19 protein-coding genes are annotated in these 24,407 nt (G+C 69.7%); 14 read left to right on the top strand and 5 right to left on the bottom strand.

Going from position 1 to position 24,407, the window contains the following annotated elements:
* Positions 1–9: 9 nt before the first annotated feature.
* From ACW173_RS00255 to pelA, 3 genes are all read left to right on the top strand, one after another.
* Positions 10–768: a PspA/IM30 family protein gene (locus ACW173_RS00255; protein WP_492082904.1), complete on the top strand. Its 759-nt coding sequence runs from the start codon at positions 10–12 to the stop codon at positions 766–768.
* Positions 768–1,931 (top strand): glutathionylspermidine synthase family protein, encoded by a 1,164-nt coding sequence (locus tag ACW173_RS00250; RefSeq protein ID WP_492082903.1) that lies wholly within the window; start codon positions 768–770, stop codon positions 1,929–1,931. The genes ACW173_RS00255 and ACW173_RS00250 overlap by 1 nt, the downstream gene beginning before the upstream one ends.
* A 93-nt stretch (positions 1,932–2,024) precedes the next feature.
* Entirely contained in the window at positions 2,025–3,332 is a 1,308-nt protein-coding gene (pelA, locus tag ACW173_RS00245; protein WP_492082902.1) for a pectate lyase, read from the top strand.
* A gap of 4 nt (positions 3,333–3,336) precedes the next feature.
* Here pelA and ACW173_RS00240 read toward each other — a convergent pair whose 3' ends face one another.
* Positions 3,337–4,074 (bottom strand): copper homeostasis protein CutC, encoded by a 738-nt coding sequence (locus ACW173_RS00240; protein ID WP_492082901.1) that lies wholly within the window; start codon positions 4,072–4,074, stop codon positions 3,337–3,339.
* Positions 4,075–4,126: 52 nt separating this feature from the next.
* On the opposite strand from ACW173_RS00240, the gene ACW173_RS00235 reads away from it, so the two are divergent.
* From ACW173_RS00235 to ACW173_RS00190, 10 genes are all read left to right on the top strand, one after another.
* Positions 4,127–5,155 carry a glycosylasparaginase gene (locus ACW173_RS00235; RefSeq protein WP_492082900.1) on the top strand — a complete coding sequence of 343 codons (1,029 nt, stop codon included), beginning with the start codon at positions 4,127–4,129 and terminating at the stop codon, positions 5,153–5,155.
* Positions 5,156–5,251: 96 nt separating this feature from the next.
* A complete protein-coding gene (locus tag ACW173_RS00230) occupies positions 5,252–6,115 on the top strand; it encodes a dienelactone hydrolase family protein (RefSeq protein ID WP_492082899.1) in 864 nt (287 codons plus the stop codon).
* A gap of 88 nt (positions 6,116–6,203) precedes the next feature.
* Positions 6,204–7,205 (top strand): purine-nucleoside phosphorylase, encoded by a 1,002-nt coding sequence (locus tag ACW173_RS00225; protein WP_492082898.1) that lies wholly within the window; start codon positions 6,204–6,206, stop codon positions 7,203–7,205.
* Positions 7,206–7,314: 109 nt separating this feature from the next.
* A complete protein-coding gene (locus tag ACW173_RS00220) occupies positions 7,315–7,773 on the top strand; it encodes a MarR family winged helix-turn-helix transcriptional regulator (protein ID WP_492082897.1) in 459 nt (152 codons plus the stop codon).
* 6 nt (positions 7,774–7,779) lie between these two features.
* On the top strand, positions 7,780–9,798 hold the full coding sequence (locus ACW173_RS00215) for an FUSC family protein (protein ID WP_492082896.1): 2,019 nt from the start codon (positions 7,780–7,782) through the stop codon (positions 9,796–9,798).
* On the top strand, positions 9,795–10,004 hold the full coding sequence (locus tag ACW173_RS00210; RefSeq protein WP_492082895.1) for a DUF1656 domain-containing protein: 210 nt from the start codon (positions 9,795–9,797) through the stop codon (positions 10,002–10,004). Before ACW173_RS00215 ends, ACW173_RS00210 begins: the two co-directional genes overlap by 4 nt.
* Positions 10,005–10,043: 39 nt before the next feature.
* Complete coding sequence (locus ACW173_RS00205; RefSeq protein ID WP_492082894.1) at positions 10,044–10,901, top strand: efflux RND transporter periplasmic adaptor subunit; 858 nt, start codon at positions 10,044–10,046, stop codon at positions 10,899–10,901.
* A complete protein-coding gene (locus ACW173_RS00200; RefSeq protein ID WP_492082893.1) occupies positions 10,898–12,316 on the top strand; it encodes an efflux transporter outer membrane subunit in 1,419 nt (472 codons plus the stop codon). The genes ACW173_RS00205 and ACW173_RS00200 overlap by 4 nt, the downstream gene beginning before the upstream one ends.
* A 55-nt stretch (positions 12,317–12,371) precedes the next feature.
* Positions 12,372–14,366 (top strand): TonB-dependent receptor, encoded by a 1,995-nt coding sequence (locus ACW173_RS00195; RefSeq protein WP_492082892.1) that lies wholly within the window; start codon positions 12,372–12,374, stop codon positions 14,364–14,366.
* Positions 14,367–14,448: 82 nt separating this feature from the next.
* A complete protein-coding gene (locus ACW173_RS00190; protein WP_492082891.1) occupies positions 14,449–16,011 on the top strand; it encodes a GH39 family glycosyl hydrolase in 1,563 nt (520 codons plus the stop codon).
* On the opposite strand, the gene ACW173_RS00185 is transcribed toward ACW173_RS00190, so the two are convergent.
* The 4 genes from ACW173_RS00185 to ACW173_RS00170 form a co-directional block, all read right to left on the bottom strand.
* A complete protein-coding gene (locus ACW173_RS00185) occupies positions 16,008–16,988 on the bottom strand; it encodes a FecR family protein (protein WP_492082890.1) in 981 nt (326 codons plus the stop codon). The two genes, ACW173_RS00190 and ACW173_RS00185, sit on opposite strands and share 4 nt — an antisense overlap.
* The gene (locus ACW173_RS00180) at positions 16,978–17,499 is read right to left on the bottom strand and encodes an RNA polymerase sigma factor (RefSeq protein WP_492082889.1); all 522 of its coding nucleotides are present in this window, start codon (positions 17,497–17,499) and stop codon (positions 16,978–16,980) included. The genes ACW173_RS00185 and ACW173_RS00180 overlap by 11 nt, the downstream gene beginning before the upstream one ends.
* 99 nt (positions 17,500–17,598) lie before the next feature.
* Positions 17,599–20,571: a TonB-dependent receptor gene (locus ACW173_RS00175; RefSeq protein ID WP_492082888.1), complete on the bottom strand. Its 2,973-nt coding sequence runs from the start codon at positions 20,569–20,571 to the stop codon at positions 17,599–17,601.
* A 154-nt stretch (positions 20,572–20,725) separates the two neighbouring features.
* Positions 20,726–23,446, bottom strand: a complete 2,721-nt coding sequence (locus ACW173_RS00170) for a TonB-dependent receptor (RefSeq protein ID WP_492082887.1) — start codon at positions 23,444–23,446, stop codon at positions 20,726–20,728.
* Between the two features lie 251 nt (positions 23,447–23,697).
* Here ACW173_RS00170 and ACW173_RS00165 point away from each other — a divergent pair, with 251 nt between their 5' ends.
* Positions 23,698–24,399, top strand: coding sequence for a dienelactone hydrolase family protein (locus ACW173_RS00165; protein ID WP_492082886.1), 702 nt, complete (start codon positions 23,698–23,700; stop codon positions 24,397–24,399).
* Positions 24,400–24,407: the final 8 nt, after the last annotated feature.

Raw genomic sequence — 24,407 nt, 5'->3', positions numbered from 1 at the left:
ACTTAACTGATGTCGATCTGGAGCAAGCTCTCGGCGCTCTTCCGCGGCACGGCGCATGACGGCGCGCAGACCATCGTGGACGCCAACGCCCTGAGGATCCTGGATCAGGAGATCCGCGACGCCGACAACGCCCAGGGCAAGGCGCGCGATGAGCTGGCCAAGCTGGTCGCCCGCCGCCGCGGCCTGGAGACCGAGGTCGGCCAGCTGACCGAGCAGTCGCGCAAGTACGAATCGTCGGCCCGCGCGGCCATGAACAAGGGCGACCAGGCCCTGGCCCTGGAAGTGGCTCAACGGATCGCGGACCTCGAGAAGGACGCGACCCAGAAGGCCGGCCAGATGAACGAGCTGCGCACCGCCGAAGAAAAGATGCGCACGATCATCGCCCAGACCGACACCAAGGTCGAAGCGCTGCGCCGCGAAATCGAGATGGTGAAGGTCAACGAGAGCGTCCAGAAGGCGCAAGCCGCCGTCATCTCGCGCGCGGGTTCGGCCAGCGGCGTCGTCGGTTCGGCCGCCGACAGCCTGAAACGCATCAAGGAACGCCAGTCGGTCCGCGAGGAGCAGTTCAAGCTGCACAACGAGTCCGAGGATCGCAAGACCGGCGCGGATCTGGACGCCAAGCTGACGGCCGCCGGCATCCTGCCGGGCGGCGGCGGCGCCGAGGACGTGCTGGCTCGCCTGATGGCCCCGAAGGACGAGGCTCTGCCCGCCCCGATGCTGGCCATCGAGGACAAGGCGAAGGTGGCTAAGGGCGGTTCGGACGCCTGATGCGCCGTCTTACCCTGACGCCTCGGCCGGACTGGAAGTCCAAGGCCGAGGCGGTTGGCTTCACCTGGCATCACGCCGACGGCCGACGCTATTGGGACGAGCGGGCGGCCTACGCCTTCACGCTCGAGCAGATCGAAGGTCATATCGAACCGGCGACCGAGGCGCTGCACAAGCTGTGCCTGGAGCTGGTCGAGGACGCGGTCGGCGACGACGCCCTGATGGCGCGGCTGCAGATCCCCGAGGCCTCGCGCGACGTGGTCGCCGCCTCGTGGAAGGCGCGTGATCCGTCGCTCTACGGCCGCTTCGACTTCTTCTACGACGGGGTGGGGCCGCCCAAGCTCTACGAATACAACGCCGACACCCCGACCAGCATCTACGAGGCGGGCGTGTTCCAGTGGCTGTGGCTGGAAGACCTGATCCAGCGAGGCGCGCTGCCGGAGAGCACGGATCAGTTCAACAGCCTGCACGATCAACTGGCGGAGCGGTTCAAGACGATCTTCCCGAACGGCGGCTTCGTCCACTTCGCCAGCGTGCCCGACTTCGTCGAGGACCGGCAGACGGTCCGGTTCCTGGAAGACATGGCCACGCTGGCGGGGCTGGAGCCCAAGTTCGTGCCGATCCAGGAGATCGGCCTCGACGCCGACGGCCGCTTCGTCGACCAGGACAACTACCTGATCGGCGCGATCTTCAAGCTGCATCCCTGGGAAGAGATGCTGCGCGAGCCCTATGCGGCCAATATCGCCGCGTCCAAGACCCTGTTCCTGGAGCCGCCGTGGAAGGCGGTGTTGTCGAACAAGGCTCTGCTGCCGCTGCTGTGGGAGCGCGATCCGGGTCACCCGAACCTGCTGGAGACCTATTTCGACGACGACCCCAAGGTCGAGCGCCTGGGATCGAGCTACGCCCGCAAGCCGCTGTTCAGCCGCGAGGGCGCCAACGTCGAGCTCTGGAAGGACGGTCGCAAGGGCCGGGTTCTGGACCTTGGTTATGGCGAGGAAGGCTGGATCCGCCAGGAACTGAAGCCGCCGCCCAAGTTCGGCGTGAACTATCCGGTGGTCGGCTCCTGGGTCATCGGCGATCAGCCCGCTGGCATCGGCGTGCGCGAGGACCGCGGCCGCGTGACCCGCGACCGCTCGCGGTTCGTGCCGCACATCATCGAGGGCTGATCGGCCTCTGTTTCAGCCCGGTAGGAAACCGGTATCATTCCCGAGATATCAAGGCGTCCAACGACAATGACGCCCTCGGGGAGAGACGTCCGGATGACCTATCGCGCCGCCGCCATCGGCCTGTTCCTGTCCGCCAGCGTGCTGGCTGCTCCGGCCTTGGCCGGCGTGATCGGGACCAACACGCCGGCCCAGCCGATCACCGCCGCGCGGATCGCCAAGCTGCCGGCGGCCCAACAACCGGCGTGGAACGCCTACCTCGCCCGCTCCGACGCGCAAGGGAAGGCCGACCGCGCCGCCTTGGCCGCCGAACTGAAACCCGGTGAGACCGCGCCACCGCCGCCTCCGACCGGTCACGGCGATGGCGGCATGCCGCTGAACAAGGACATGGCCTGGTACGGCTCGGCGCGGGCCCGCCACGTCGCCGACGTCATCGTCAGCTTCCAGACCCCGGCCGGCGGCTGGAGCAAGAACCAGGACCGCACCGGCGCCCTGCGTCTGCCCGGCCAGCCCTACGCTTCGGACAACAATTCCAAGCACCTCAGCGAAGCCGACTTCGACGCCGCCCGCGATCCGAAGTGGGGCTATGTCGGCACACTGGACAACAACGCCACCATCACCGAGCTCCGCTTCCTGGCGAAGGTCGCCGCGCAGGTCCCGGGCACGGACGGCGAGGCCTATCGGGCGAGCTTCCAGAAGGGCGTGCGGTATCTGCTGGCCGCCCAGTTCCCGAACGGCGGCTGGCCGCAGGTCTGGCCGCTGCAAGGCGGCTACCACGACGCCGTCACCTTCAACGACAACGCCGTATCGGAGGCCGCCGCCCTGCTGACCGAGGTGTCCGAGGCCAAGCCGGAGTTCGCCTTCGTCCCGGCCGACCTGCGCGCCAAGTCGGGCGCGGCCGCCAAGAGGGGCCGCGAGGTGATCGTCGCCGCCCAGATCCGCGTCGACGGCAAGCCGACGATCTGGGGCCAGCAGGCCGATCCGTTCACCCTGGCCCCGGTCGCCGGTCGCAACTTCGAGCCGCCGGCCCTGTCGACGGGCGAGAGCGCCGACCTGCTGACCTATCTGATGAGCCTGCCCGATCCGAGTCCGGCCGAGGTCGCCGCCGTCCATGCGGGCGTGGCCTGGCTGAAGGGCGCGGCCTTGACGGGCAAGGCCTGGATCGGCGGCAAGGGCGATCCGGAAGGCCGCCGCCTGGTCGACCAGCCGGGCGCGGGCCCGCTGTGGTCGCGCTACTACAGCACGGCCGGCAAGCCGGTCTTCGGCGAGCGCGACAAGACCCTGCGCGACGACGCCAACGAACTCTCGCTGGAACGCCGCAACGGCTATGCCTGGTTTGGCGCGGGCCCGGCCAAGGCGATCGTGGCCTATGAGGCTTGGGCGAAAAGCCACCCGGCCACGTAGGACCTCAGAGCGAACGGAGGATGCGGACCACCTCGGCCACGACCGCCTGGTCCGTGTCCCGCGGCTCGGGCGGCACGAAGCCCATGGCGCCAAGCTTCGAGGCAGGATCAGCGCCCGGCAGCGGACCACCGAACGAGCCGTGGACCTCGCGCACGCCGGTGCGGCGAACGAGGTCGGCCACGTTGCTGGCCCGCACGCCCGCGCCAGCCAGGATGGCGATGCGGCCGGCCGCCTGGCTGACCAGCGCGGCGATCCGTTCGGCCCCCGCCTCGGCGGTCAGGGCGCCGCCCGAGGTCAGCACACGCTCGAAGCCCAGTTCGATCGCCGTCTCCAGCGTCGCGGCCTGGTTAGCCACGAAGTCGAACGAGCGGTGCAGGGTCATGCCCAGGCCCTCGCAGTGCTTGGCCAGCATCGCCAGCGCCTCGACATCCAGCTCGCCGTCCGGGCGGTTGGCACCGATCGCCACGCCGGCCAGGCCGTAGCCTCGCGCCGCGTCGATGTCGCGGCGCATGGCGTCGAGGTCGCGCGCGTCGAAGCAGAAGTCGCCGTTGCGGGGACGGATCATCGGATAGATCGGGATCGCCGCTTCCGCCGCCAGCGCCATCAGGCCCGGGGCGGGGGTCAGGCCCTGCAGGGCCAGCGCCGCGCACAGTTCGATGCGATCCGCGCCACCGGCGATCGCCGCCGCCAATCCAGCGGGCGTATCGACACAGACTTCCAGCAGGACGCGGTCGGCGGTCATGGTCTGGTCTCGCTCATGCTAGGGAATCGCGGCCTTCTTGGAGCACACGAAGATGATGAATCGTAGGGGTCTGATCGGCGCCACGCTGGCGGGATCGGCGATGTCGAGCGGCAGGGCGTCGGCTGCTGAAACCATCACCAAGTTGGACGGCCCGTGCGTGATCTCCACCTGGGACTTCGGCGTCGCCGCCAACCAGGCCGCCTGGGCGGTGCTGTCCAAGGGCGGCCGAGCCCTCGACGCCGTCGAGGCTGGCGCGCGCGTCCCCGAGCAGGACTTGAAGAACCACAGCGTTGGCCGCGCCGGCTATCCCGACCGCGACGGCCACGTCTCGCTGGACGCCTGCATCATGGACGCGCTGGGCAACTGCGGCTCCGTCGCGGCGCTGGAGCACATCGCCCATCCGATCTCGGTGGCCCGCCGGGTGATGGAGAAGACCCCGCACGTGATGCTCGTCGGGGCCGGCGCCCTGCAGTTCGCGATCGAACAGGGCTTCCAGTACGAGGAACTGCTGACCCCCGAATCCAAGGCCGCCTGGGAGGCCTGGAAGAAGGACGCCAGGTACGCGCCCAAGGCCAACAGCGAGGTCGGCGACTACGGCAAGACCACCGGCCAGCTGGGCACGCCTGGCGGCGCCAATAACCACGACACCATCGGCATGCTGGCCATCGACGCCAGGGGCGACATCGCCGGCGCCTGCACCACCAGCGGCATGGCCTGGAAAATGCGTGGCCGGGTGGGGGACAGCCCGATCATCGGCGCGGGCCTCTATGTCGACAACGAGGTCGGCGGCGCCACCTCGACCGGCGTCGGCGAGGAGGTGATCCGCAATGTCGGCAGCTTCCTGGTCGTGGAACTGATGCGCCAGGGCCGCTCGCCCGAGGCCGCCTGCCGCGAGGCCGTCGAGCGGATCCTCAAGAAGAAGCCTCAGGCCAAGGACATCCAGGTCGGCTTCCTGGCCGTGAACAAAAAGGGCGAGGTCGGGGCCTGGGCGATCCAGTCGGGCTTCAGCTACGCCCTGTGCGACGGCAAGAAGCAGGACCTGCTGCTGCCGGGGAAAGCGACGTATCGGGTCGCCTCCTAAAGTGGGCCAGCAAGGCGAACGTAGGGCGCCTTGGAAAGTGGCTAGGCGGCCGGGGAACGCGGTTATAGCGTGCCGGCCAGTTCAGAGGAGACCGCCATGTGCGATGACGATATCCACCCCGGCCTGGTTCACGACCCGCGCCTGTCGCGTCGGGCTTTCGGCCTGATGACGGTGGCCGCCACCGGCGTCGCCTCGGTCGCTCGCGCCGACGAGGCGGTCGAGGAGAAGGACGTCGAGATCAAGACCGCCGACGGCGTCGCCGACGCGGCTCTGTTCTATCCCAAGGGCAAGGGCAAGCATCCGGCCGTCCTGCTGTGGCCCGACGTCATGAGCCTGCGTCCGGTGTTCCGCGACATGGGCCGCCGCCTGGCCGCCGCCGGCTATGTGGTGCTGGTCCCCAACCTCTATTACCGGGTCAAGAAGGCGCCGGTGATCGAGGGGACGTTCAACTTCGCCAATCCCGACGATCGCGCCAAGCTGACGCCGATGCGCGCCTCGGTGACCCCGGCCGGCACGTTCAAGGACGCCGAGGCCTATGTCGCCTTCCTCGACGCCCAGCCGCGGACGGACAAGGCCAAGAAGATCGGCGTCCAGGGCTACTGCATGGGCGGCCCGCTGTCGTTCCGCACCGCCGCCGCCGCGCCGGGCCGGATCGGCGCGGTGGCCACCTTCCACGGCGGCGGCCTGATCACCGCCGACGCCGACAGCCCGCACCTGCTGATCCCCAAGACCCACGCCTCGTACCTGATCGAGATCGCCGACAACGACGATCAGAAGGAACCGGACGTGAAGGACAAGCTGAAGGCCGCCTTCGCCGAGGCCAAGCGCCCGGCCCAGGTCGAGGTCTTCGCCGGCGCCGCCCACGGTTGGACCGTCAAGGGCGGCCAGGTCTACAACGAGGCCGCCGCCGAGACGGCCTGGGCCAACCTGCTGGCGCTGTACAAGAAGGCGCTGGGGTAGGGCGCCGACGCCGCGCCTCTCTCTCTGACTGGGAGGCGCGACACGGCGCCGAAATCGAGCCATGACCCTTCGACTGGAAACCCGAACCATGGCCATGAGACTGCTGGGCGTGGTTCTCGCCGCGCTTGCCCTCGCGGGCGGCGCCCAGGCGCGGGCCGCCACGCCGATCAAGGTCAAGGTCTTCGTCGCCGCCATGTTCGAGATCGGCGAGAACACCGGCGACCGCGCCGGCGAGTTCCAGCCCTGGTACGAGCGCTACTGGCGTCAGAGCGCGCCCAGGACCGTGAGAGGCGCCCTCAAACCCGTCTATTGCGACACGGACGGCGTCTGCGGCTCGACCCTGGGCATGGGCAAGGTCAATGCGTCGGCCTCGATGCAGGCCATCCTGCTGGACCCGGCCTACGACTTCTCGCGGGCCTATTTCATCCTCGGCGGCGTCGGCGGGACGCCGCCGTCACGCGGGACGATCGGCGACGTCTCCTGGGCCAGCTGGCTGGTCGACTATGATCTGGGCCATCGCTGGGCGCCGGAGGAGAACACGCCCGGCGCGCCGACCTTCATGCCGCGGGCCGGCTATGAGGAGTACCGCCGCTTCCAGCTCGACCCGACCCTGGTCGGCTGGGCCGTGCGTCTGTCCAAGGACGTCCCGATGCAGGACAGCGAAGGCGCCCGTCGCTACCGCATGCGTTATGCCGACGCCCGGGCGCGCGCGGCGCCCTCGGTCATGGTCGGCACGCACATGACCGGCGACACCTTCTTCCACGGTCCTGGCCTGTCGAAGGAGGCCCAGCATATCGCCAAGCTTTACGGCGCCGACGACTATGTGATCACCGAGATGGAGGCGGCCGCCCTGGCCCTGGTGATCAAGCGCCAGTGGGGAACGGGACGCGTCCTGAGCCTGCGCGGGGCGGTCAATTTCGACCAGGGCGCGCCGGGGGAAACGACCCTGCGGCACCTCGATCCGGCGCCGGGCCAGACGGCCGGCGGCTTCGCCGAAACCGTCGCCAATATCGGCGCGGTCGGATCGCGTGTCGTGGACCACATCGTCGCCGACTGGCCGCGCTGGCGGGATGGACCGCCGCCGCTCTGAGCCTTCGAAAGGCGCACGCGACAATCCCGTGGGCCCGCTCTTGCGACGAGATAGGTAGGATGCTATCTAATTTAGATAGGAAGCTACCTATTTAATCGATCGTCGTTCCATGACCTCTGCTCGCACCCTCGATGAACGCGCCTTCGCCGGCGGTCTCCTGCGCCTGGCGCGGGTCTACCGGCGCGAGGTCAATCGCGCCCTGGCCGCCCACGGCATCTCGGACGCCAAGGCCATGCCGGTGCTGCACATCGCCCGCGCCGGCGGCGGCATGCGCCAGGGCATGCTGGCCGAGGAGATCGGCGTGGAGGGACCTTCGCTGGTCCGTATCCTCGACCAACTGAGCCAGGCGGGCCTGGTCGAGCGCCGCGACGATCCTTCCGACAAGCGGGCCAAGACGCTGCACCTGACGACCGAAGGCCAGGCGTTGGCCGCCGTGGTCGAGGACGCCGTGCAGGTGGTGCGGGCCCAGATGCTGGCCGACGTCAGCGACCCTGACCTGGCCGCCGCCATCCGCACCTTCGTGGCCTTCGAGGCCGCCCTGGACGCAGCCGCCGGGCAGGGGGTCTAGGCTCCCATGTTTCCCAAGCTCGATCGGCATACGCTGCTGTTCTCGGCGAACAGTTTCGCGGCGGCGATGCTGGCCCTCTATATCGGTTTCGCCCTGGGGCTGCCGCGCCCGTACTGGGCGATGACCACCGCCTATATCGTCAGCCAGCCGCTGGCTGGGGCCGTGCGCTCCAAGGCCGTCTATCGTGTGCTGGGCACCATCCTGGGGGCCATGGCCGCTGTGGCCCTGGTGCCGAACCTGGTCAACGCGCCGTGGCTGCTGTCGCTAGCCCTGGCCCTGTGGGTCGGCGGTTGTCTGACCATCTCGCTGCTGGACCGCACGCCCCGCAGCTATGTGCTGATGCTGGCCGGCTACACGGCCGCGATCATCGGCTTTCCCAGCGTGAACCAGCCTGGCGCGATCTTCGACGTCGCGGTCTCGCGGGTCATCGAGATCGGCCTGGGCATCATCTGCGCCACCCTGGTCCATAGCCTGGTCTTCCCGCGCCCCGTCGGCACGGTGCTGCGCGCTCGGCTGAAGATCTGGCTGGGCGAGGCCGACCGTTGGGCGCTGGACGTGCTGCGTGGGGAGGACGCCGAAGCCATCGCTCGCGACCGTCGCCACCTGGCCGCCGCCGCCAGCGAGATCCAGATGCTGGCCGTCCACCTGCCGTTCGACACTTCGCGCCTGCGCGAGACCACCGGCGTCGTCCGCGCCCTGCACGAGCGCATGCTGCTGCTGATCCCGCTGCTCTCTGGCCTGGCCGATCGCATGGAGGCCCTGCGCGAGGTGCGCGACGGCCGCGTTCGCGCCGCTCTCAACACCGTGGTCGCCTGGATCGAGGCCGGCTCGCCGCGCGACGAGGGCCTGGACCTGATCGAGCGCCTGCGGGACCTGGCCGCCCGCCGTCGCGGCGCGGCCTGGGACAGCCTGCTGATCGAAAGCCTGCTGGTGCGCCTCTCCGAAGCCGTTCGCGCCCTGGCCGAGGGCCACGCCCTGCTGGCGCGCCTCTACAATCCCGACGCCCCGCTCTCGCCGGCGCTGGACGCCACGACGCGGGTCAAGGGGATGCGGCCGATGCACGCCGACCTGCCGCTGGCCCTGTTGTCGGGCGGGGCGGCGGTGATCGCCATCCTGCTGTCCTGCGCTGCCTGGATCCTGGCCGGCTGGGGCGACGGCGCCGCCGCGCCGGTGATGGCCGCGGTGTTCTGCTGCTTCTTCGCGGCGATGGACGACCCCGTGCCGGCCATCAAGAACTTCGGCCTGTTCTCGCTGTTCTCCCTGCCGCTGGCGGCGGTCTACATGTTCGCCATCCTGCCGGCGATCGATGGCTTTCCGATGCTGCTGCTGGCCATGGCTCCGCCGCTGCTGTTCCTGGGTCTGTACATCCCCAATCCCGCGACGATGGGGTCCGCGTTGGCCGTGCTGATGGGCTTCTGCAACGCCTTGGCCCTGCAGGAGACCTTCAGCGCCGACTTCGCGAGTTTCCTCAACAGCAACCTGGGCCAGTTCGTCGGCCTGCTGTTCGCGATCATGGTCACCGCCGGCCTGCGCTCGATGGGCGCCGACGCCAGCGCCCGACGCCTGCTGGTTCGCACCTGGAGAGGCCTGGCCCGCCTGGCCCGCGCCCGCCAGGCGCCCGAGCCCGCCGCCTTCGCCGCCATCCTGGTGGATCGCCTGGGGATGCTGACGCCCAAGCTGGCCCAGGCCAGCCAGCAACACGACTTCGTCGGCGTCGACGCCCTGCGCGACCTGCGGATCGGCATGAACCTGGTCGCCGTCCAGGCCGCTCGCCCGGACCTGCCGCCCGAAGGCAAGAGCCAGCTGGACGCCGCCCTTGACGGCGTCGGCGAACACTTCGCCGCCCTGGCCGCTGGCCACGGCCGCAAGCCCGGCGACGACCTGCTGGTCCGTGTCGACGCCGCCCTGCGCGGCCTGTCGATCGCCCCCGCCGCCTCGGCCGTGCAGGGCGTCTCGGGCCTGGTGGGCTTGCGCCGCAACCTGTTCCCGGAGGCCCCGGCCTTCGTTCCGGAGATCGCCCGATGACCGGTGAGCTCAATATCGACGGGGTCTTCCTGTCGTCCGTCCTGGTCTCGGCGGTGATCGCCCTGGCCGCCTCGTTCCTGCTGCGCCGCGGGCTGTCCAAGGTCGGCGCCTACCGCTTCGTCTGGCACCCGGCGCTGTTCGACACCGCCTTGTTCCTCATCCTCTGGGCCGCCGTCGTGACGGTCCCCTCGCCCCTCAAATTCTGAACGTAGTTCTGACCCATGCCCCCGCTGAAATCCGTTCTGATGACCACCGCCCGCGTCGCCGTCACCGGCGCCGTCGTCATCGCCGCCCTGGTCGGCGGCAAGGCGCTGTGGACCCACTACCAGGTCGATCCCTGGACCCGTGACGGCCGCGTCCGCGCCGATGTCGTGCAGGTGGCCCCCGACGTCTCGGGCCTGGTCACCCGAGTCGACGCCGCCAACGACCAGACCGTCAAGGCCGGCCAGCCCCTGTTCTATGTCGATCGCGAGCGCTACGCCCTGGCCCTGCGACAGGCCGACGCCGCCGTGGAGGCGCAGCGCGCCGCCCTGGCCCAGGCCCGCCGCGAGCTCGCCCGCAACCGCGCCCTTGGCGATCTCGTCGCCGGCGAGGTCACCGAGCAGAGCCTGTCCAAGGTCGAGCTGAGCCAGGCGGCCCTGTCCCAGGCCCTGGCGGCCCGCGACGTCGCGGTGCTGAACCTGAAGCGCACCGTGGTGCTGGCCCCGACCGACGGCTTCCTGTCGGACCTGACCTTGCGCGCCGGCGACTACGTCACCGCCGGCAAGCCGGTGCTGGCCCTGATCGACAGCCGCTCGTTCCGGGTCGAGGGCTATTTCGAGGAGACCAAGCTGTCGTCCTTGAGGATCGGCCAGCCGGTCAGCATCAAGGTAATGGGCGAGGATCGGCCGCTGAAGGGCCACATCCAGTCGATCGCCGCCGGCATCGAGGACCGCGACCGCGCCGCCAGCGGCAACCTGCTGCCTAACGTCAACCCGACCTTCAGCTGGGTGCGCCTGGCCCAGCGGGTGCCGGTGCGGGTGGCCCTGGACCAGACGCCGCATGACCTGCGCCTGATCGCCGGCCGCACCGCCACGGTCGCGGTGGTGGGAGCGGGTCGATGAGCCCTCTGAAGACTCTCGCGGTCGCCGGCTCGCTGCTCGCCCTGACCGCCTGCACGACCGTCGGCCCGAACTACAAGCTGCCGGAGCAGGCCAAGATCAACGCCCCGACGGCCCAGGGCGCCTTCCTGGGCGCGAGCTCGAAGGCCGTCAGCCAGGACCCGGTCCCGGCCGGCTGGTGGAAGCTTTATGACGACCCGGTCCTGAACGGTCTGGTCGAGGAGGCCCTGGCCGCCAACACCGACCTGCGCGTCGCCGCCGCCAACCTGGCCCGCGCGCGCGCCATCGCCGGCGAGGCCGACGATGCGGGCGGCTTCAAGGTCGGAGCTTCGGCGGCGGCGATGCATTCCCGCGAGTCAGGTGAGCAGTTCCTCAAGGCCGAGCCGCTGCCGGTCGAGAACCTGGCCGATGTCGGCTTGAAGGTCAGCTACCAGGTCGATCTGGTCGGCCGGCTCAAGCGCGCCGCCGAGGCCGCCCATGCCGACGCCGAGGCCTCGCGGGCCGCGCTGGACCTGGCCCGCGTCAGCGTCGCCGCCGACGTCGCCCGCGCCTATGTCGAGGCCTGCGCCAACGGTCACGAACTGGCGGTGGCCCAGAAGACCCTGGACCTTCAGAGCCGCGGCCTGACGGTCACCCAGAAGCTGGTGAAGGCCGGTCGCGGCACGGCGGTGGACATCACCCGCGCCCAGGCCCAGCTGGATCTGTCGCGCGCCAGCCTGCCGACCTTCCAGAGCCGTCGTCGCGCGGCGCTGTACAAGCTGGCGACGTTGACCGGCAAACCTCCCGCGGAGTTCCCCAAGGCGGTGGAGGCCTGCGTGGCCCCGCCGACCCTGACCCGTCCGATCCCGATCGGCGACGGCGCGGCCCTGCTGAAGCGCCGTCCCGACGTGCGCCAGGCCGAGCGGACCCTGGCCGGGGCCACGGCGCGGATCGGCGTCGCGACGGCGGCCCTCTATCCCAGCATCACCCTGGGCGCCGGGGCCGGCTCGACAGGTCTCTTGGCCGACATTGGTGCGGCGCCCGCCAACCGCTGGGGCCTGACCTCGCTGATCAGCTGGACCCTGCCGGGCGAGGGCGAGCGGGCTCGGATCCGCCAGGCCGAGGCAGGGGCCGACGGGGCGCTGGCCAAGTTCGACGGCGTGGTGCTGACCGCCCTGCGCGAGACCGAGACCAGCCTGGACGCCTATGCCCACGACCTGCAACGCCAGGCCGCCTTGAAGGCCGCACGCGACCAGGCGCGACTGGCCGAGAGCCAGGCCCAGCGGCTCTATCGCGCCGGTCGCAGTCCGTACCTGGCGGGCCTCGACGCTCAGCGCACCCTGGCCGGGGCCGAGGCGCAACTGGCGGCGTCGGACAGCCAGGTCGCGGCCGATCAGGTGAACCTGTTCCTGGCGCTGGGCGGCGGCTGGGAACGATAGCGGCGATACGGGGCTTTGGGCTAAGCATAGCCTTTCGCCGAAGTAGAGTTCGCCCGTGCCGCTTGACGCCCCGCCGCCCCCGGTTTCCGCCTCTCCGGTTTCGGCTGTCGTCGTCGAGGCGCCCCAGCTGCTGCCCTTGCCGGGGTGGGACGCCTTCTCCACCGCCTACTATGACGCCGCCCAGCTGGGCGCCCAGGCGCGGCTGGACGACGTGCTGAAGACCACGCCCGGTGTCTCGCTGTTCCGCCGCACAGGCAGCGACGCGGCCAATCCCACGATCCAGGGGCTCTCTCTTCGGGCTGTCGCGCCGTCCGGCGCGGGCCGGGCGCTCGTGACCCTGGACGGCGCGCCGCAGAACGACCCGTTCGGGGGCTGGGTGATCTGGACCGCCTTGCCGGGCGAGGGCCTGTCGGGCGCGACCATCGTGCGCGGCGCGGGGGCGGGACCCTACGGCGCCGGCGCGCTGACCGGCGTGGTGGCCCTGCGCGAACGGGCGACGGGCGGCGGGCTGACCAGCTTCACGGCCGAGGCGCGCGAGCGCGACGGCTGGCGCGCGGCTGGCACCTTCGGGACCGATCACCTGCTGCTGACCGCCAGCGGCTCGCGCACCGACGGCTATCGCCCCGTGCGCGGTTCGGCGGCCGGCGCGGCCGATGTCCCGACCACCTTGGAGGACGGCTCGATCGCCGCGCGGGTGCAAGGCGAGGCCGGTGGCGTGCGCTGGGCGGCGCGGGTCGCCACCTTCCAGGAAAAGCGCGGCGCGGGCCTGTTCGGCGCCAAGTCCAACGCCACCGGCAGCTCGCTGGCCGTGACCCTGGCGACCGACACCTGGCGTCTCCAGGCCTGGGCGCGCGGCAGCGACCTGGAGAACACCTCCGCCGCCGTCGCGGCCGGCCGCACCGGTACGACGCCGGCCAACGCGCAATACTCGACCCCCTCCAGCGGCTATGGCCTCAACGCCGCCTGGCAGGGCGCGCTGGCCGAGTGGACGTGGGAGCTGGGCGCTGACGTCCGGGCGACCGAGGGACGGACCAACGAGCTCTTCCGCTACATGGCGGGCGGCTTCACCCGACAACGGACGGCCGGCGGCCGCACCCTGGTGGGCGGCGCCTATGCCGAGGTCGCCTTGAGCAAGCCGGACTTCATCCTGGCCGCCGGGGCGCGGCTGGACGGCTGGCGCTCGTACGGCGGCGTGCGGCGCGAGCGCGATACGGCGACGGGCGCCCTGACCCTGGACGCCGCTCCGGCCAACGCCTCGGGGACGACGCCGACCGGTCGGATCGGCGTGCGCCAGCGCCTGTCCGGCGAGACCTGGCTGCGGGCGGCGGCCTATGCCGGCTTCCGGCCGCCGACCCTCAACGAGCTGCATCGCCCGTTCCGGGTCGGCAACGACGTCACCGAGGCCAACGCCGCGCTGAAGCCCGAGACCCTGTATGGGGTCGAGACGGGCCTCTCGAGCGAGGGGACGGTACGGTGGAACCTCGGCGTCTTCTACAATCAGGTCCGCGACCCGGTCACCAACGTGACGATCGGCGTCGGCCCGGGAACCTTCCCGATCGCTGGCTTCATCCCAGCCGGCGGCGTGCTGCGCCAGCGTCAGAACGCGGGGGAGATCAACGCCTACGGCCTGGAGGGCGACATCGCCGCCGACCTGTCGCCGGCCTGGACCGTGCGCGCGGCCGTCTCGGCGACCCATGCCCGCGTCGAGGGCAGCGGCGCTGTAGCCCAGCTGGACGGCAAGCGTCCGGCCCAGGCGCCGGCCCTGACCGCCACGGCCGGCGTCCGCTGGCGTCCGATCGATCGCCTGACCCTCGACGCTGACCTGCGCTACGAGAGCAAGCGCTACGAGGACGACCTGAACCTGCGGACGCTGAAGGCCGGGACCAGCGTCGACCTGCGCGCCGGCTGGGCCCTGTCGCCGACGTCCGAGGTCTATCTCGCCGCCGACAACGCCCTGGACGCCAACCTCGCGGTCGGCCAGACGGCGGACGGGGTCACCAGCTATTCCGCGCCCCGCACGGTCTATGTCGGCTTCGCCCTCCGGCGCTGATCTGCAATTGTCCTACAAAAGGCGTTGATAGCGCTATCATGGCCGTGTAGCCCTGCTCTCAACAAAGAGGGAAGGGAACACCATGCGCCTGTCGCGCCGCGCCCTGCTGGCCGCCATATCAAGCCTGCCGCTGACGGCTCATGCCGCGCCCGCGCCCGCGCCCGCGTCGCGCGTGATCGTGCTGGACGTGACCAGGACCACCGGCCCGGTCGACCGCTTCTTCGACCTGTCGATCGGCTCGGACTATCCCGGCACGCTGATCCGCGACGACAGCCAGGGCCAGCTGAAGACCACCGTCGACGAGCTGGGCTTCCGCTACATCCGCTTCCACGCGGTGTTCCACGACGTGCTGGGCACGGTGAAGGTCAAGGATGGCAAGATCGTCTACGACTGGACCCGGCTGGATAAACTCTACGACGCGCTGCTGGCCAAGGGGATCAAGCCGTTCGTCGAGCTGGGTTTCACGCCCGAGGCGATGAAAACCTCGGACCTGACGATCTTCTACTGGAAGGGCAACACTTCCCACCCGAAGCTAGGACCGTGGCGCGACCTGATCGACGCCTTTGTCCGGCACGTACGCCTGCGCTACGGCGAGCAAGAGGTGAGGACGTGGTTCTTCGAGGTCTGGAACGAGCCCAACCTCGACGGCTTCTGGGAGAAGGCCGACCAGAAGGCCTATTTCGAGCTCTATGACGTCACCGCCCGGGCCATCAAGGCGATCGATCCCACCTTGCGGGTCGGCGGCCCCTCGACGGCCGGCGCGGCCTGGGTCCCGGAGTTCCTGGCCCACGTGAAGCGGAGCGGCTCCGCTGTCGACTTCGTCACCACCCACACCTACGGCGTCGAGGGCGGGTTCCTGGACGAGAAGGGCGAGCAGGACACCAAGCTGTCGGCCTCGCCCGACGCCGTGGTCGGCGACGTGCGGCGGGTGCGCGAGCAGATCCAGGCCTCGGCCTTTCCCGGCCTGCCGCTGTATTTCACCGAGTGGAGCACCAGCTACACGCCGCGCGACAGCGTCCACGACTCTTACGTCAGCGCCGCCTACATCCTGGAGAAGCTGCGGCGCACGCAGGGGCTGGCGCAGGGCATGAGCTACTGGACCTATACCGACCTGTTCGAAGAGCCCGGGCCGCCGACCAAGCCGTTCGAGGGCGGTTTCGGCCTGATGAACCCGCAAGGGATCCGCAAGCCGGCCTGGTTCGCCTACAAGTATCTGAACGCCATCAGGGGCCAGGCTCTGGCGACGCGCGACGGCCAGGTCTTCGCCGCGCGCGACGGCGAGCGGGTGGCGGTGCTGGCCTATGCCTGGCGCCAGCCGGACCAGAAGGTCAGCAACCGGCCGTTCTACCAGCGTCTACATCCCACCTTCGATGTCGAGCCGCTGACGTTGCGGGTTGCGGGGCTGAAGCCGGGCCGTTATCGCCTGCGCGCCCGCCGCACCGGCTATCGCGCCAACGACGCCTACAGCGCCTATATCGACATGGGCCTGCCCAAGACCCTGACCGCCGACCAGCAGCGCCAGCTGGAGGGCCTGACCCAGGACCGGCCAGAGATCGACAAGGTCATCAACGTGCGCGGCGAGGCTGTCGTCGACATGCCCATGCGCGCCAACGACGTGGTGCTGATCGAGCTGACGCCGGCCTAGGACGCCGGCGCCCGCCGCGGCGTCAGATAGACCCGCCGGCCTTCCGGATGGGCCTGCATGTCGAGCAGGGCGGCGATCATGGTCAGCGACTCGGTCGGCCGGTCCAGCTTGAAGCGGCCGGTGACCTTCAGCTCGCCCAGGCTGGGATCGTGCAGCGCCACGCTCTGGGCCGTGTAGCGGTTCAGGCGGGCGATCACGTATTTTAGCGGCAGGCCGTCGGCGTCCAGCCAGTCCGAGCGCCAGGCCTGGTAGCTGCCCGAGTCGAGGCGACCGCCGACCGGCGCGCGGTTCGAGGCCAGCATCAGCCATTCGCCCTTGCCCAGGCGCCGTTCGGCGCCGTCGCGGTTGACCCGAACCACGCCGTCGAAGACGCGGACCTGGACGGCGTCGCTGACCAGCTCGACCTCGAAGGTCGTGCCGACGGCGGTGACCTGGGTGTCGCCGGCCTGGACGCGGAAGGGGCGCTTGGCGTTCTTGGCCACGTCGAACACCGCGTCGCCCCGGTTCAGGGTCACGTCGCGGGCGCCGCGGCTGTAGCGCACCGAGACGCCGCTGTCGGCGGCCAGGGAGACGACGGACGTGTCGCTGAGCTTGTGTTCGGCCCGCTGGCCCAGCGGCGTGGCCAGTTCGAGAGGCTTCTCGATCCCGGTCGGAAAGGGGCGGACCAGCACGGCGGCCGACAGGCCGGCGACCACGGCGACGCCGGCGGCGATCAGGCCCAGACGCATCGAACGCTTGGCGAGGCGTTCAGTGAAGGGGGGCGCGGCGCGGACGCGTTCGGCGGCGTCCAGCAGGGCGGTGTCGCGCTGGGTGTCGCGCATCAGGGCGAAGGCGGCGGCGCGGCCGGGGCCGCCGGCCAGCCAGGCTTCCAGCTGGGCGCGTTCGGCGGTGGTCAGGTCCGGCAGGCGGTCCGCCCAGTCGGCGGCGATCTCCAGCTCGTCCTCGGACGGCAGGCGCCAGTTGTCGTTAGCGCGCATCGCGGCCGCCTCCTTCTCGCGCGGCGTTGACCGCCGCGTCCTGCATCGCGCCGGCCAGTTCGGCCATGGCCCGCACGAGGTGTTTCTTGACGGCCTCGACATTGATCCGGAGATCGTCGGCGATGGCTTGTCTGGACTGGCCGTCGATGTGACGGCGGATGAAGATGTCGCGGCGCAGGGGCGAGAGGCGCTTCAACGCCTTCTCGAACACAGCCGCGCGCTGCTTGTGCTCCAGCACCGCGTCGGGCAGGGGCAGGTCGCAGCCGAAGTCCTCGTCGCCGATCGGCGCCTCGCGTTTGTCACGCCGCGCCTGAGCATAGATCAGCGAGTCCGCCACCCGATAGGCATAGGCCAGCGGCTGGGTGATCTCCTGCTTTTGCGCCTGGCGCATCACGGTGAGGAAGGTCTCCTGCAGAATGTCCTCGGCCCGTCCCGCGTCCTTGGACCGGCGCACGATATAGGCCGCGAGCTTGCGCTCATGGGGCCGCAGCACCGCGATGATGTCGGTCATGGCGCTTCCGGTCGGCATGGTCGTGCGCGCGTCCATGTGGAGTAGAGGCGCGGGACGACCGAACGGGGACAGGGAGAAGATGCTTTTCCGCATGCGGCGTCAGAACTCGTAGGTCACGCCGAGGGTGAAGGTGCGGCCGCTGACCGTGCGGGCGGTCAGGCGTTTCTCGGTCAGATCGGCGTACTGGGTGATCGGGGCGTCGGTCAGGTTGACGCCCTCCACCACGATTCTAAGGCCTCCAGCCGTATTGTAGTGAGCGGCGAAGTCGATGTTGTTGCTGGCCTTGTAGCCCGAGCCGATCGAGCCGCTGCCGCCAGGGCCGTCCAGATAGCCCGCGCGATAGGCCGACGAGACCCGTGCGCCCCAGCGCGGGGTCTCGTAGTAGAGCGTGGCGTTCGAGGTCCATTTCGACAGCTGGAACAGGTCCAGCTGGATCGAGACGTCGTCGATCAGCGCGTTTGAGCGGCCGGCGGCGCGGGTGACATTGCCGACGAAACCCAGCTTGTCGAACGGGGCGGGCAGGAAGTCGAAATCGCGCTGCAGGGCCAGCTCTATCCCGCGGATCGAGGCGCCGTCGCCGTTCACCGGCCGCACGAAGCTGTAGACCGTGCCCGGTCCATTGCCGGGCGACAGGAATTCCAGTGGGTAGCCGGTCGAGCCGTACGCAACCGAGTTGGTCGCCGTGGTGATGAACGAGTCCATCCGCTTGTAGAACAGGCTGACCGCGAAATAGCCCTGGCGGCCTTGATAGACCTCCAGCGCGCCTTCGATGGCGTCGGCCAGGAACGGGCGCAGGTTCGGGTTGCCGGCCGTGATCGTGCCGCCGAACGGCGCGGAATTGACGTTGCCGGCCGCGCGCAGGTCCGAGAGGTTGGGTCGACTGATGTTGCGGTTGGCCGAGACCCGCGCCACCACCGAGGGCGACAGGTCGATGGCCAGGTTGAAGGCCGGCAGCACGCCATCATAGGCGCCGCGCAGCACCGCCGGCTCCAGCTTGGTCCCGGTATTGACCATGCCGGCCGAGGTCAGGTCGGTGGCGTACCAGCGCAGGCCCAGGTCGCCGCGCCAGGTCCTGTCGCCGATCAGCCCCTTGGCGCGGGCCATCAGATAGGCGGCCCAGGTCTTCTCGGTGATCGAATAGTCCGAGCCGGGCATGTCGTCGGCCGCGCTCAGGTCGCGCGGCACGCCGAGGCGGGCGAAGGTCGCCTCGATATCGCCGACGACGTAGGGCCGCAGGGACTTCTCGAAGATCAGTTCCTTGACCGCCTGGGGCGCGGGGCCGCCGGTCGGATAGTCGGTTCGGCCGCGCCGCGTATAGCCGTCGTTGCGGAAGGCCTTGTACTGGACGCCGCCCTCGAGGGTCAGCGTCGGCGCGGCCTGGTAGTCGAAGTCCAGGCGGCCGGTGGTGAACTGGTTGACGACCTGATCCTCGCGGGTGTCGGCGCGCATCAGGTTCCACTGGGCCGGATCGGCGGGGTCGAAGCCGTAGCTGCTGCTGGCCGCCGCGTCGTCGCCGCGCAGGTCGTAGCTGAAGGCCTTGTCGCTGGCCTGCAGGAAGATCTTGTCGAAGACCGGCCCCTCGAAGTCGGATTTCGAATAGCCGGCCAGGCCGCGCAGGCGCAGGCGATCCGCGGCCTGCCATTCGCCGCTGACGGCGCCTTGCAGGAAGACCGTCGAGTCCTCCGAGCGCTTGTGCTCGCTGCGCAGGTCGACCCCGCCGGAATAGTCGGCATGGACGAGGCTGTTCCCACGGATTTCGGCGGCACGCAGGCGCTGGGTTCCCTTGACGTCGCCGGTCAGCGGATTGTCGCCGGCGGCGGCCAGCGAGAACTCGTCGCGGTCGTTCGAGAGGCGGCCGTACAGCAGGTCGGCGCCCAGCTTCAGGCGCTCGCCGGGCTCGTATTGCAGGGCCAGGGTGACGCCCAGGCGCGCCCGGTGGTCGAACCAGGTCGAATAGGTGGCGGCCACCGGCATGACGACCCGATTGGCGCCGCTCCCGTTGATCAGGCGGGCGGCCACCGCCGGATCGACGCTGGACCCAACATTGGCCGCGCCGAAGGTCACCGGGGTCCAGCCCCAGTTGCGATAGCCGTACTCGTTGGCGTCGTTCTCGCTGTAGGCGACCGAGACCAGCGCCCCGACATCACCCCAGCGCTTGGACGCCAGGGCGGCGAAGCGCGGACTGACCGCGCCCGTGGCGCTGTTGGTCAGGGCCTTGGCCGAGAAGGCCAGCTTGTCGCCGGCATAGTCGAACGGCTTGGCCGTGCGCAGCTCGACCGTGCCGCCGATGCCGCCCTCGTCCTGGTCGGCGGCGTACGACTTCCAGACCGTGACCTTGTTGAAGAGCTCGCTGGCGAAGATCGAATAGTCGAAGGCCCGGGTGCGGCTGACCGAGCCGCGGTTGTCCATGCCCGAGGCGGTCGAGGCCGAGACCTCCATGCCGTTCAGCTGGGCGCGGGTGAAGTCGGGACCCAGGCCGCGCAGGGCGATCTGGCGGCCCTCGCCGGTGTCGCGCGAGATGGTCATGCCGGGCACGCGCTGCAGGGACTCGGCCAGGTTCAGGTCCGGAAAGGCGGCGATGTCCTCGGCCAGGATCACTTCCTGGTCGCCGGCGACTCGACGCTTCAGGTCGCGGGCGTGCAGCATGGTCTCGCGAAAGCCGGTGACGACGACGGCGTCCACCTGGGTCGAGACCTCGGGCGCGGGGGCGTGACGCGGCGCGGAAGCGGCGGGCGGCGGCGCGGCGGGCGCGGCTTCGCGCAGGACATAGCCGCCGCCGGCCGCCACGACGCGCAGGTTCTGGCCGTCGATCAGCTGGTTCAGCGCCTGGCTTGGCGTCAGCACGCCGCGCACGCCCCGGCTGGTGCGATGGCGGATATCGGCCAGGGTCATGACCGGCACGTCGGCCTGACGGGAGAAGCTGTTCAGGGCGTGGGACAGGTCGCCGCCCGCGATGGCGAAGCGCCGCGGCGCCTCGGCTGACGCCGGCGCGGCGACGACCGTCACCGAAAGGCCCGCGACCAGACTCGCTATCGAGCCGGATCGCGCGAGCCAGGCGCGCCGTACCGCCATCAAGGTCCCCAAGCCGGTCGCCGGCAAAGCTTCCGACGCCACGGCGAACCCCTACAAACGGCGCATGTCAGTAATTTGAAGGTCCCGCGCCGCACAAAAAGAAGGCCGCCGTCCGGGAGCGGACGGCGGCCAAGTTCAGGGGACGAAAGAGGGCTTAGAACTCGTAGGTCGCGCCGATCAGGATGGTGCGACCGCTGCTGACGTTCACCGTGGTCCGCTCGGTGGCGATGTCGGTGAACTGGATGCTGTGCTCGTTGGAGAGGTTGATGCCTTCCAGGGTCAGCTTCAGCTTCGGCAGGACGTTGTAGTGGGCGGCGAAGTCGATGTTGTTGGTCGCCTTGTAGCCGTCGCCGATGTTGCCGTTGCCGCCGGCGCCGGTCAGGTACTTGTCCCGATAGGCGGTCGACAGGCGCATGCCCCAGGCATCCGTCTCGTAATAAATGGTGGCGTTGGCCGAGTACTTCGACAGCTGGAACAGCGGCAGGGTCACCGATTGGCCGCTGATGAGCACCGGCGAGGAGCCGTCGGCGTAGGTGCCGTTGGCCACGACGCCCAGGTGGTTGAACGGGGCGGGCAGGAAGTCGAAGTCACGCTGGAACGAGGCTTCCAGGCCCTGGATGTCGGCGCCGGGGCCGTTCACCGGGCGGCTGACATTGTACAGGATCGAGCCGTCCTGGCCCGGCAGCAGGAACGACAGCGGGAAGCCCGTCTGCGCGTAGGGCATGATGCTGGTCTGCGACGTGATGAACGACTTCAGCTTCTTGTAGAAGACGCCGATCGTGAACGCGCCGACCTTGCCGTCGTAGAACTCCAGCGAGCCTTCGATCGAGTCCGAGGTGAACGGCGTCAGGTTCGGGTTGCCGGTGCTGATCGTGCCGCCGAACGGGGCGGTGGTCAGCGAGCCGGCGGCGGCCAGGTCGCCCAGGGCCGGACGGCTGATGTCGCGGTTGGCGCTGAAGCGGGCGACAAGGCCTTCGTTGACGTCGACGGCCACGTTCAGGGCGGGCAGCCAGCCGTTGTACCTGTGCTTGATCGACACCGGCTGAAGGCTGGTCCCGGTGTTCAGCGTGCCGTCCGAGCTCAGGTCGGTGGAGTAGTAGCGCACGCCGGCGTTGGCCCGCACGCCCTTGCCCAGGATTTCGGTGTTCAGGTCGTATTGCAGGTAGGCCGCCTTGGTCTCCTCGGTCACCGTGAAGGCCGTGCCGGGGGTGGCGAACTTCGCGCCCTGGGCTTCCAGGTCACGCGTCTGGCCGATCTGGGCGTAGACCGGATCGACGTCGCCGACGATGTAGGCGCCCAGCGACTTGAAGGGGACGACCATCTTCAGGTTGTTCGGGATGAGGGTGTTGGCCGGGACGTTGCGGAACTGCTTATCGCCCCACTGCGCGCCGTAGTTCTCGAACTTCTTGTACGAGACGCCGCCCTTCAGGGTGGAGATGTCGTTGGCGGCGAAGGCCACGTCGAACTTGGCGTTGGTGTATTCCGAGGAGATCTTGTTCTCCTGGGTGTCCATCCGCATCAGGTCCCACTTGGCCGGATCGGTCAGGCCGGCGCCGTAGGTATTGACCGGCATGCTCGGACGGTCGTCGAAGCTGAAGGCGTAGTTCTTGGATTCCAGGAACACCTTGTCGAAGACCGGCAGGGCGTAGTCCGACTTCGAATAGCCGATCAGGCCCGACAGCAGCAGCTTGTCGGTGGCCTGGTACGAGCCGCTGAGACCCAGCTGGTAGAACTTGGTCTTGTCTTCCTCGCGGTTGAACTCGCTGCGGATGTCGACGCCGGTGTAGCTGGAGGCGATCAGGGTGTCGCCCTGGATCACCGCCGTCTGCATCACCTGCGTGCCGGTGATGTTGCCGGTCAGGCTGTTGACGCCCGAGGTGGCCAGCGAGAAGTTCTGGCGGCTGTTTTCCAGCTGGCTGTACAGGCCGTCGAAGGCCAGCTTCAGCTTGTCGCCCGGTTCGTACTGCAGGGCCAGCGTCGCGCCCAGGCGTTCGCGGTGGTCGAACCAGGTCGAATAGGTGTTGGCCTGCGGCGCGAAGATGGTCGCGGTGGCGGCCGTCAGGCGCGCGGCGTCGGCGGCGCTGACGCCCGAGCCGATATTGCCCGGATTGGCGCGGATCCGACCCCAATTGTAGCTGCGATAGCCGAACTCGTTGGAGTCGGTCTCACCATAGGCGATCGAGGCCAGGGCGCCGAAGTCGCCCCAGCGGTTCGAGATCAGGCCGACCACGCGCGGCGTGATCTTGTCGTTGGCGTTGCTGTTGCGCTGGCCCTTGGCCGACAACACGGCCTTGAAGCCCGGATAGTCGAACGGCTTCGCGGTCTGCAGTTGCACCGTGCCGCCGATGCCGCCCTCGTCCTGCTCCGAGGCGTAGGACTTCTGCACCGTCACGCGGTTGAACAGTTCCGAGGCGAACAGGCTGAAGTCGAAGGCGCGCGAGCGGCTGACGCCGCCCCGGTTGTCCATGCCCGAGGCGGTGTTGCCCAGCACTTCCATGCCGTTCAGCTGGGTGCGGGTGAAGTCGGGGCCCAGGCCCCGCAGGGTGATCTGGCGGCCTTCGCCGCTGTCGCGCGAGATGGTCACGCCCGGCACGCGCTGCAGCGATTCCGCCAGGTTCAGGTCGGGGAAGGCGGCGATGTCCTCGGAGACGATGACGTCGACGGCGCCGACGGCCTTACGCTTCAGGTCGCGGGCGTGCAGCAGGCTGTCGCGGAAGCCGGTGACGACGATCGCCTCGATCTCGTCCGCGGCCGGCTCGGCGGCCGGCGCCGAGGGGGCGGCGGGCGTTTCGGCCGCATGCGCCTGGGCCGCGCCCAACAGCGCGACGGACAGCGCCGTCGTGGTCAGAAGGTTGAACTTGATGGCTTTTTTCATGGCCCCGATCCCTTTGGGTCTGTTGACGGGACGGGGAGGCTTCCCCGCGATCGTCAGGCGGGGGGAGGGCGGCGAGCGCCTGCCGGGGACAGTTTTGGGGTCCGGTTTTATGTGAAATGTTTGCGACGGGCGGCGCGGTCGATCCGTCGGCGGACGATCGATGGCGGGGCCGCGAGCTCACCATGACTTCGTTCAATCGTCCCGGCGGCGCCTGACGCAGTCTGACGGCTCCCGCAACGGAGCCTGAGACCATGGAAGAGGTGCTTACCATCGAGGCCGGCGACGGCCGATTCACGGCGCTGGTCGTGCGTCCCGACGATCCTGGCCCCGCGCCGGTCATCGTGGTCCTGCAGGAGATCTTCGGGGTCAATGCCGGCATCCGCCAGATCGCGGCGGAGTACGCCGTGCGGGGCTATATCGCCGTCTGTCCGGATCTCTTCTGGCGGTTCGAGCCGGGCCTGTCGCTGTCGGAGCATACCGAGGCCAACTGGAAGAAGGGCTTCGACTACTACGGCCGCTACGACTTCGACCAGGGCGCCGATGACATCCTGCGCGCGATCGGGGCCGCGCGGACCCTCGAAGGGGCGAACGGCAAGGTTGGGCTGACCGGCTACTGCCTGGGCGGCCTGCTGACCTTCCTGGGCGCGGCGCGAGGCCAGCCCGACGCGGCGGTCGCCTACTACCCCGGCGGGGCCGAGCGCTTTGTCGGCGAGGGCGGGCAGGTGAGCTGTCCGCTGCTGATGCATCTGGCCGGCGAGGACGAATATATCGGCCCGGCCGCGCGCGAGACGATCGTCAGCGCGCTGAGCGACCAGCCCAATGTCGAGATCCACGTCTATCCGGGCCGTAACCACGCCTTCGCCCGGCCCGGCGGCGACCACTACGACGAGGCCGACGCCCTGACGGCCAACGGGCGCACCCACGCCTTCTTCCGCACGCACCTGAACGCCTGACACGAGGA

This window comes from Caulobacter sp. ALps2 (genome assembly GCF_058681635.1).
Note: the sequence above shows the minus strand (reverse complement) of the source record. Positions and strands in the feature narration are given on the sequence as shown.

Bases quoted from the DNA above. Each gene is read 5' to 3' on its own strand.
- ACW173_RS00255 (WP_492082904.1), top strand. From the start codon at position 10: ATGTCGATCTGGAGCAAGCTCTCGGCGCTCTTCCGCGGCACGGCGCAT.
- ACW173_RS00250 (WP_492082903.1), top strand. From the start codon at position 768: ATGCGCCGTCTTACCCTGACGCCTCGGCCGGACTGGAAGTCCAAGGCC.
- pelA (WP_492082902.1), top strand. From the start codon at position 2,025: ATGACCTATCGCGCCGCCGCCATCGGCCTGTTCCTGTCCGCCAGCGTG.
- ACW173_RS00240 (WP_492082901.1), bottom strand. From the start codon at position 4,074: ATGACCGCCGACCGCGTCCTGCTGGAAGTCTGTGTCGATACGCCCGCT.
- ACW173_RS00235 (WP_492082900.1), top strand. From the start codon at position 4,127: ATGATGAATCGTAGGGGTCTGATCGGCGCCACGCTGGCGGGATCGGCG.
- ACW173_RS00230 (WP_492082899.1), top strand. From the start codon at position 5,252: ATGTGCGATGACGATATCCACCCCGGCCTGGTTCACGACCCGCGCCTG.
- ACW173_RS00225 (WP_492082898.1), top strand. From the start codon at position 6,204: ATGGCCATGAGACTGCTGGGCGTGGTTCTCGCCGCGCTTGCCCTCGCG.
- ACW173_RS00220 (WP_492082897.1), top strand. From the start codon at position 7,315: ATGACCTCTGCTCGCACCCTCGATGAACGCGCCTTCGCCGGCGGTCTC.
- ACW173_RS00215 (WP_492082896.1), top strand. From the start codon at position 7,780: ATGTTTCCCAAGCTCGATCGGCATACGCTGCTGTTCTCGGCGAACAGT.
- ACW173_RS00210 (WP_492082895.1), top strand. From the start codon at position 9,795: ATGACCGGTGAGCTCAATATCGACGGGGTCTTCCTGTCGTCCGTCCTG.
- ACW173_RS00205 (WP_492082894.1), top strand. From the start codon at position 10,044: ATGACCACCGCCCGCGTCGCCGTCACCGGCGCCGTCGTCATCGCCGCC.
- ACW173_RS00200 (WP_492082893.1), top strand. From the start codon at position 10,898: ATGAGCCCTCTGAAGACTCTCGCGGTCGCCGGCTCGCTGCTCGCCCTG.
- ACW173_RS00190 (WP_492082891.1), top strand. From the start codon at position 14,449: ATGCGCCTGTCGCGCCGCGCCCTGCTGGCCGCCATATCAAGCCTGCCG.
- ACW173_RS00185 (WP_492082890.1), bottom strand. From the start codon at position 16,988: ATGCGCGCTAACGACAACTGGCGCCTGCCGTCCGAGGACGAGCTGGAG.
- ACW173_RS00180 (WP_492082889.1), bottom strand. From the start codon at position 17,499: ATGACCGACATCATCGCGGTGCTGCGGCCCCATGAGCGCAAGCTCGCG.
- ACW173_RS00175 (WP_492082888.1), bottom strand. From the start codon at position 20,571: ATGGCGGTACGGCGCGCCTGGCTCGCGCGATCCGGCTCGATAGCGAGT.
- ACW173_RS00170 (WP_492082887.1), bottom strand. From the start codon at position 23,446: ATGAAAAAAGCCATCAAGTTCAACCTTCTGACCACGACGGCGCTGTCC.
- ACW173_RS00165 (WP_492082886.1), top strand. From the start codon at position 23,698: ATGGAAGAGGTGCTTACCATCGAGGCCGGCGACGGCCGATTCACGGCG.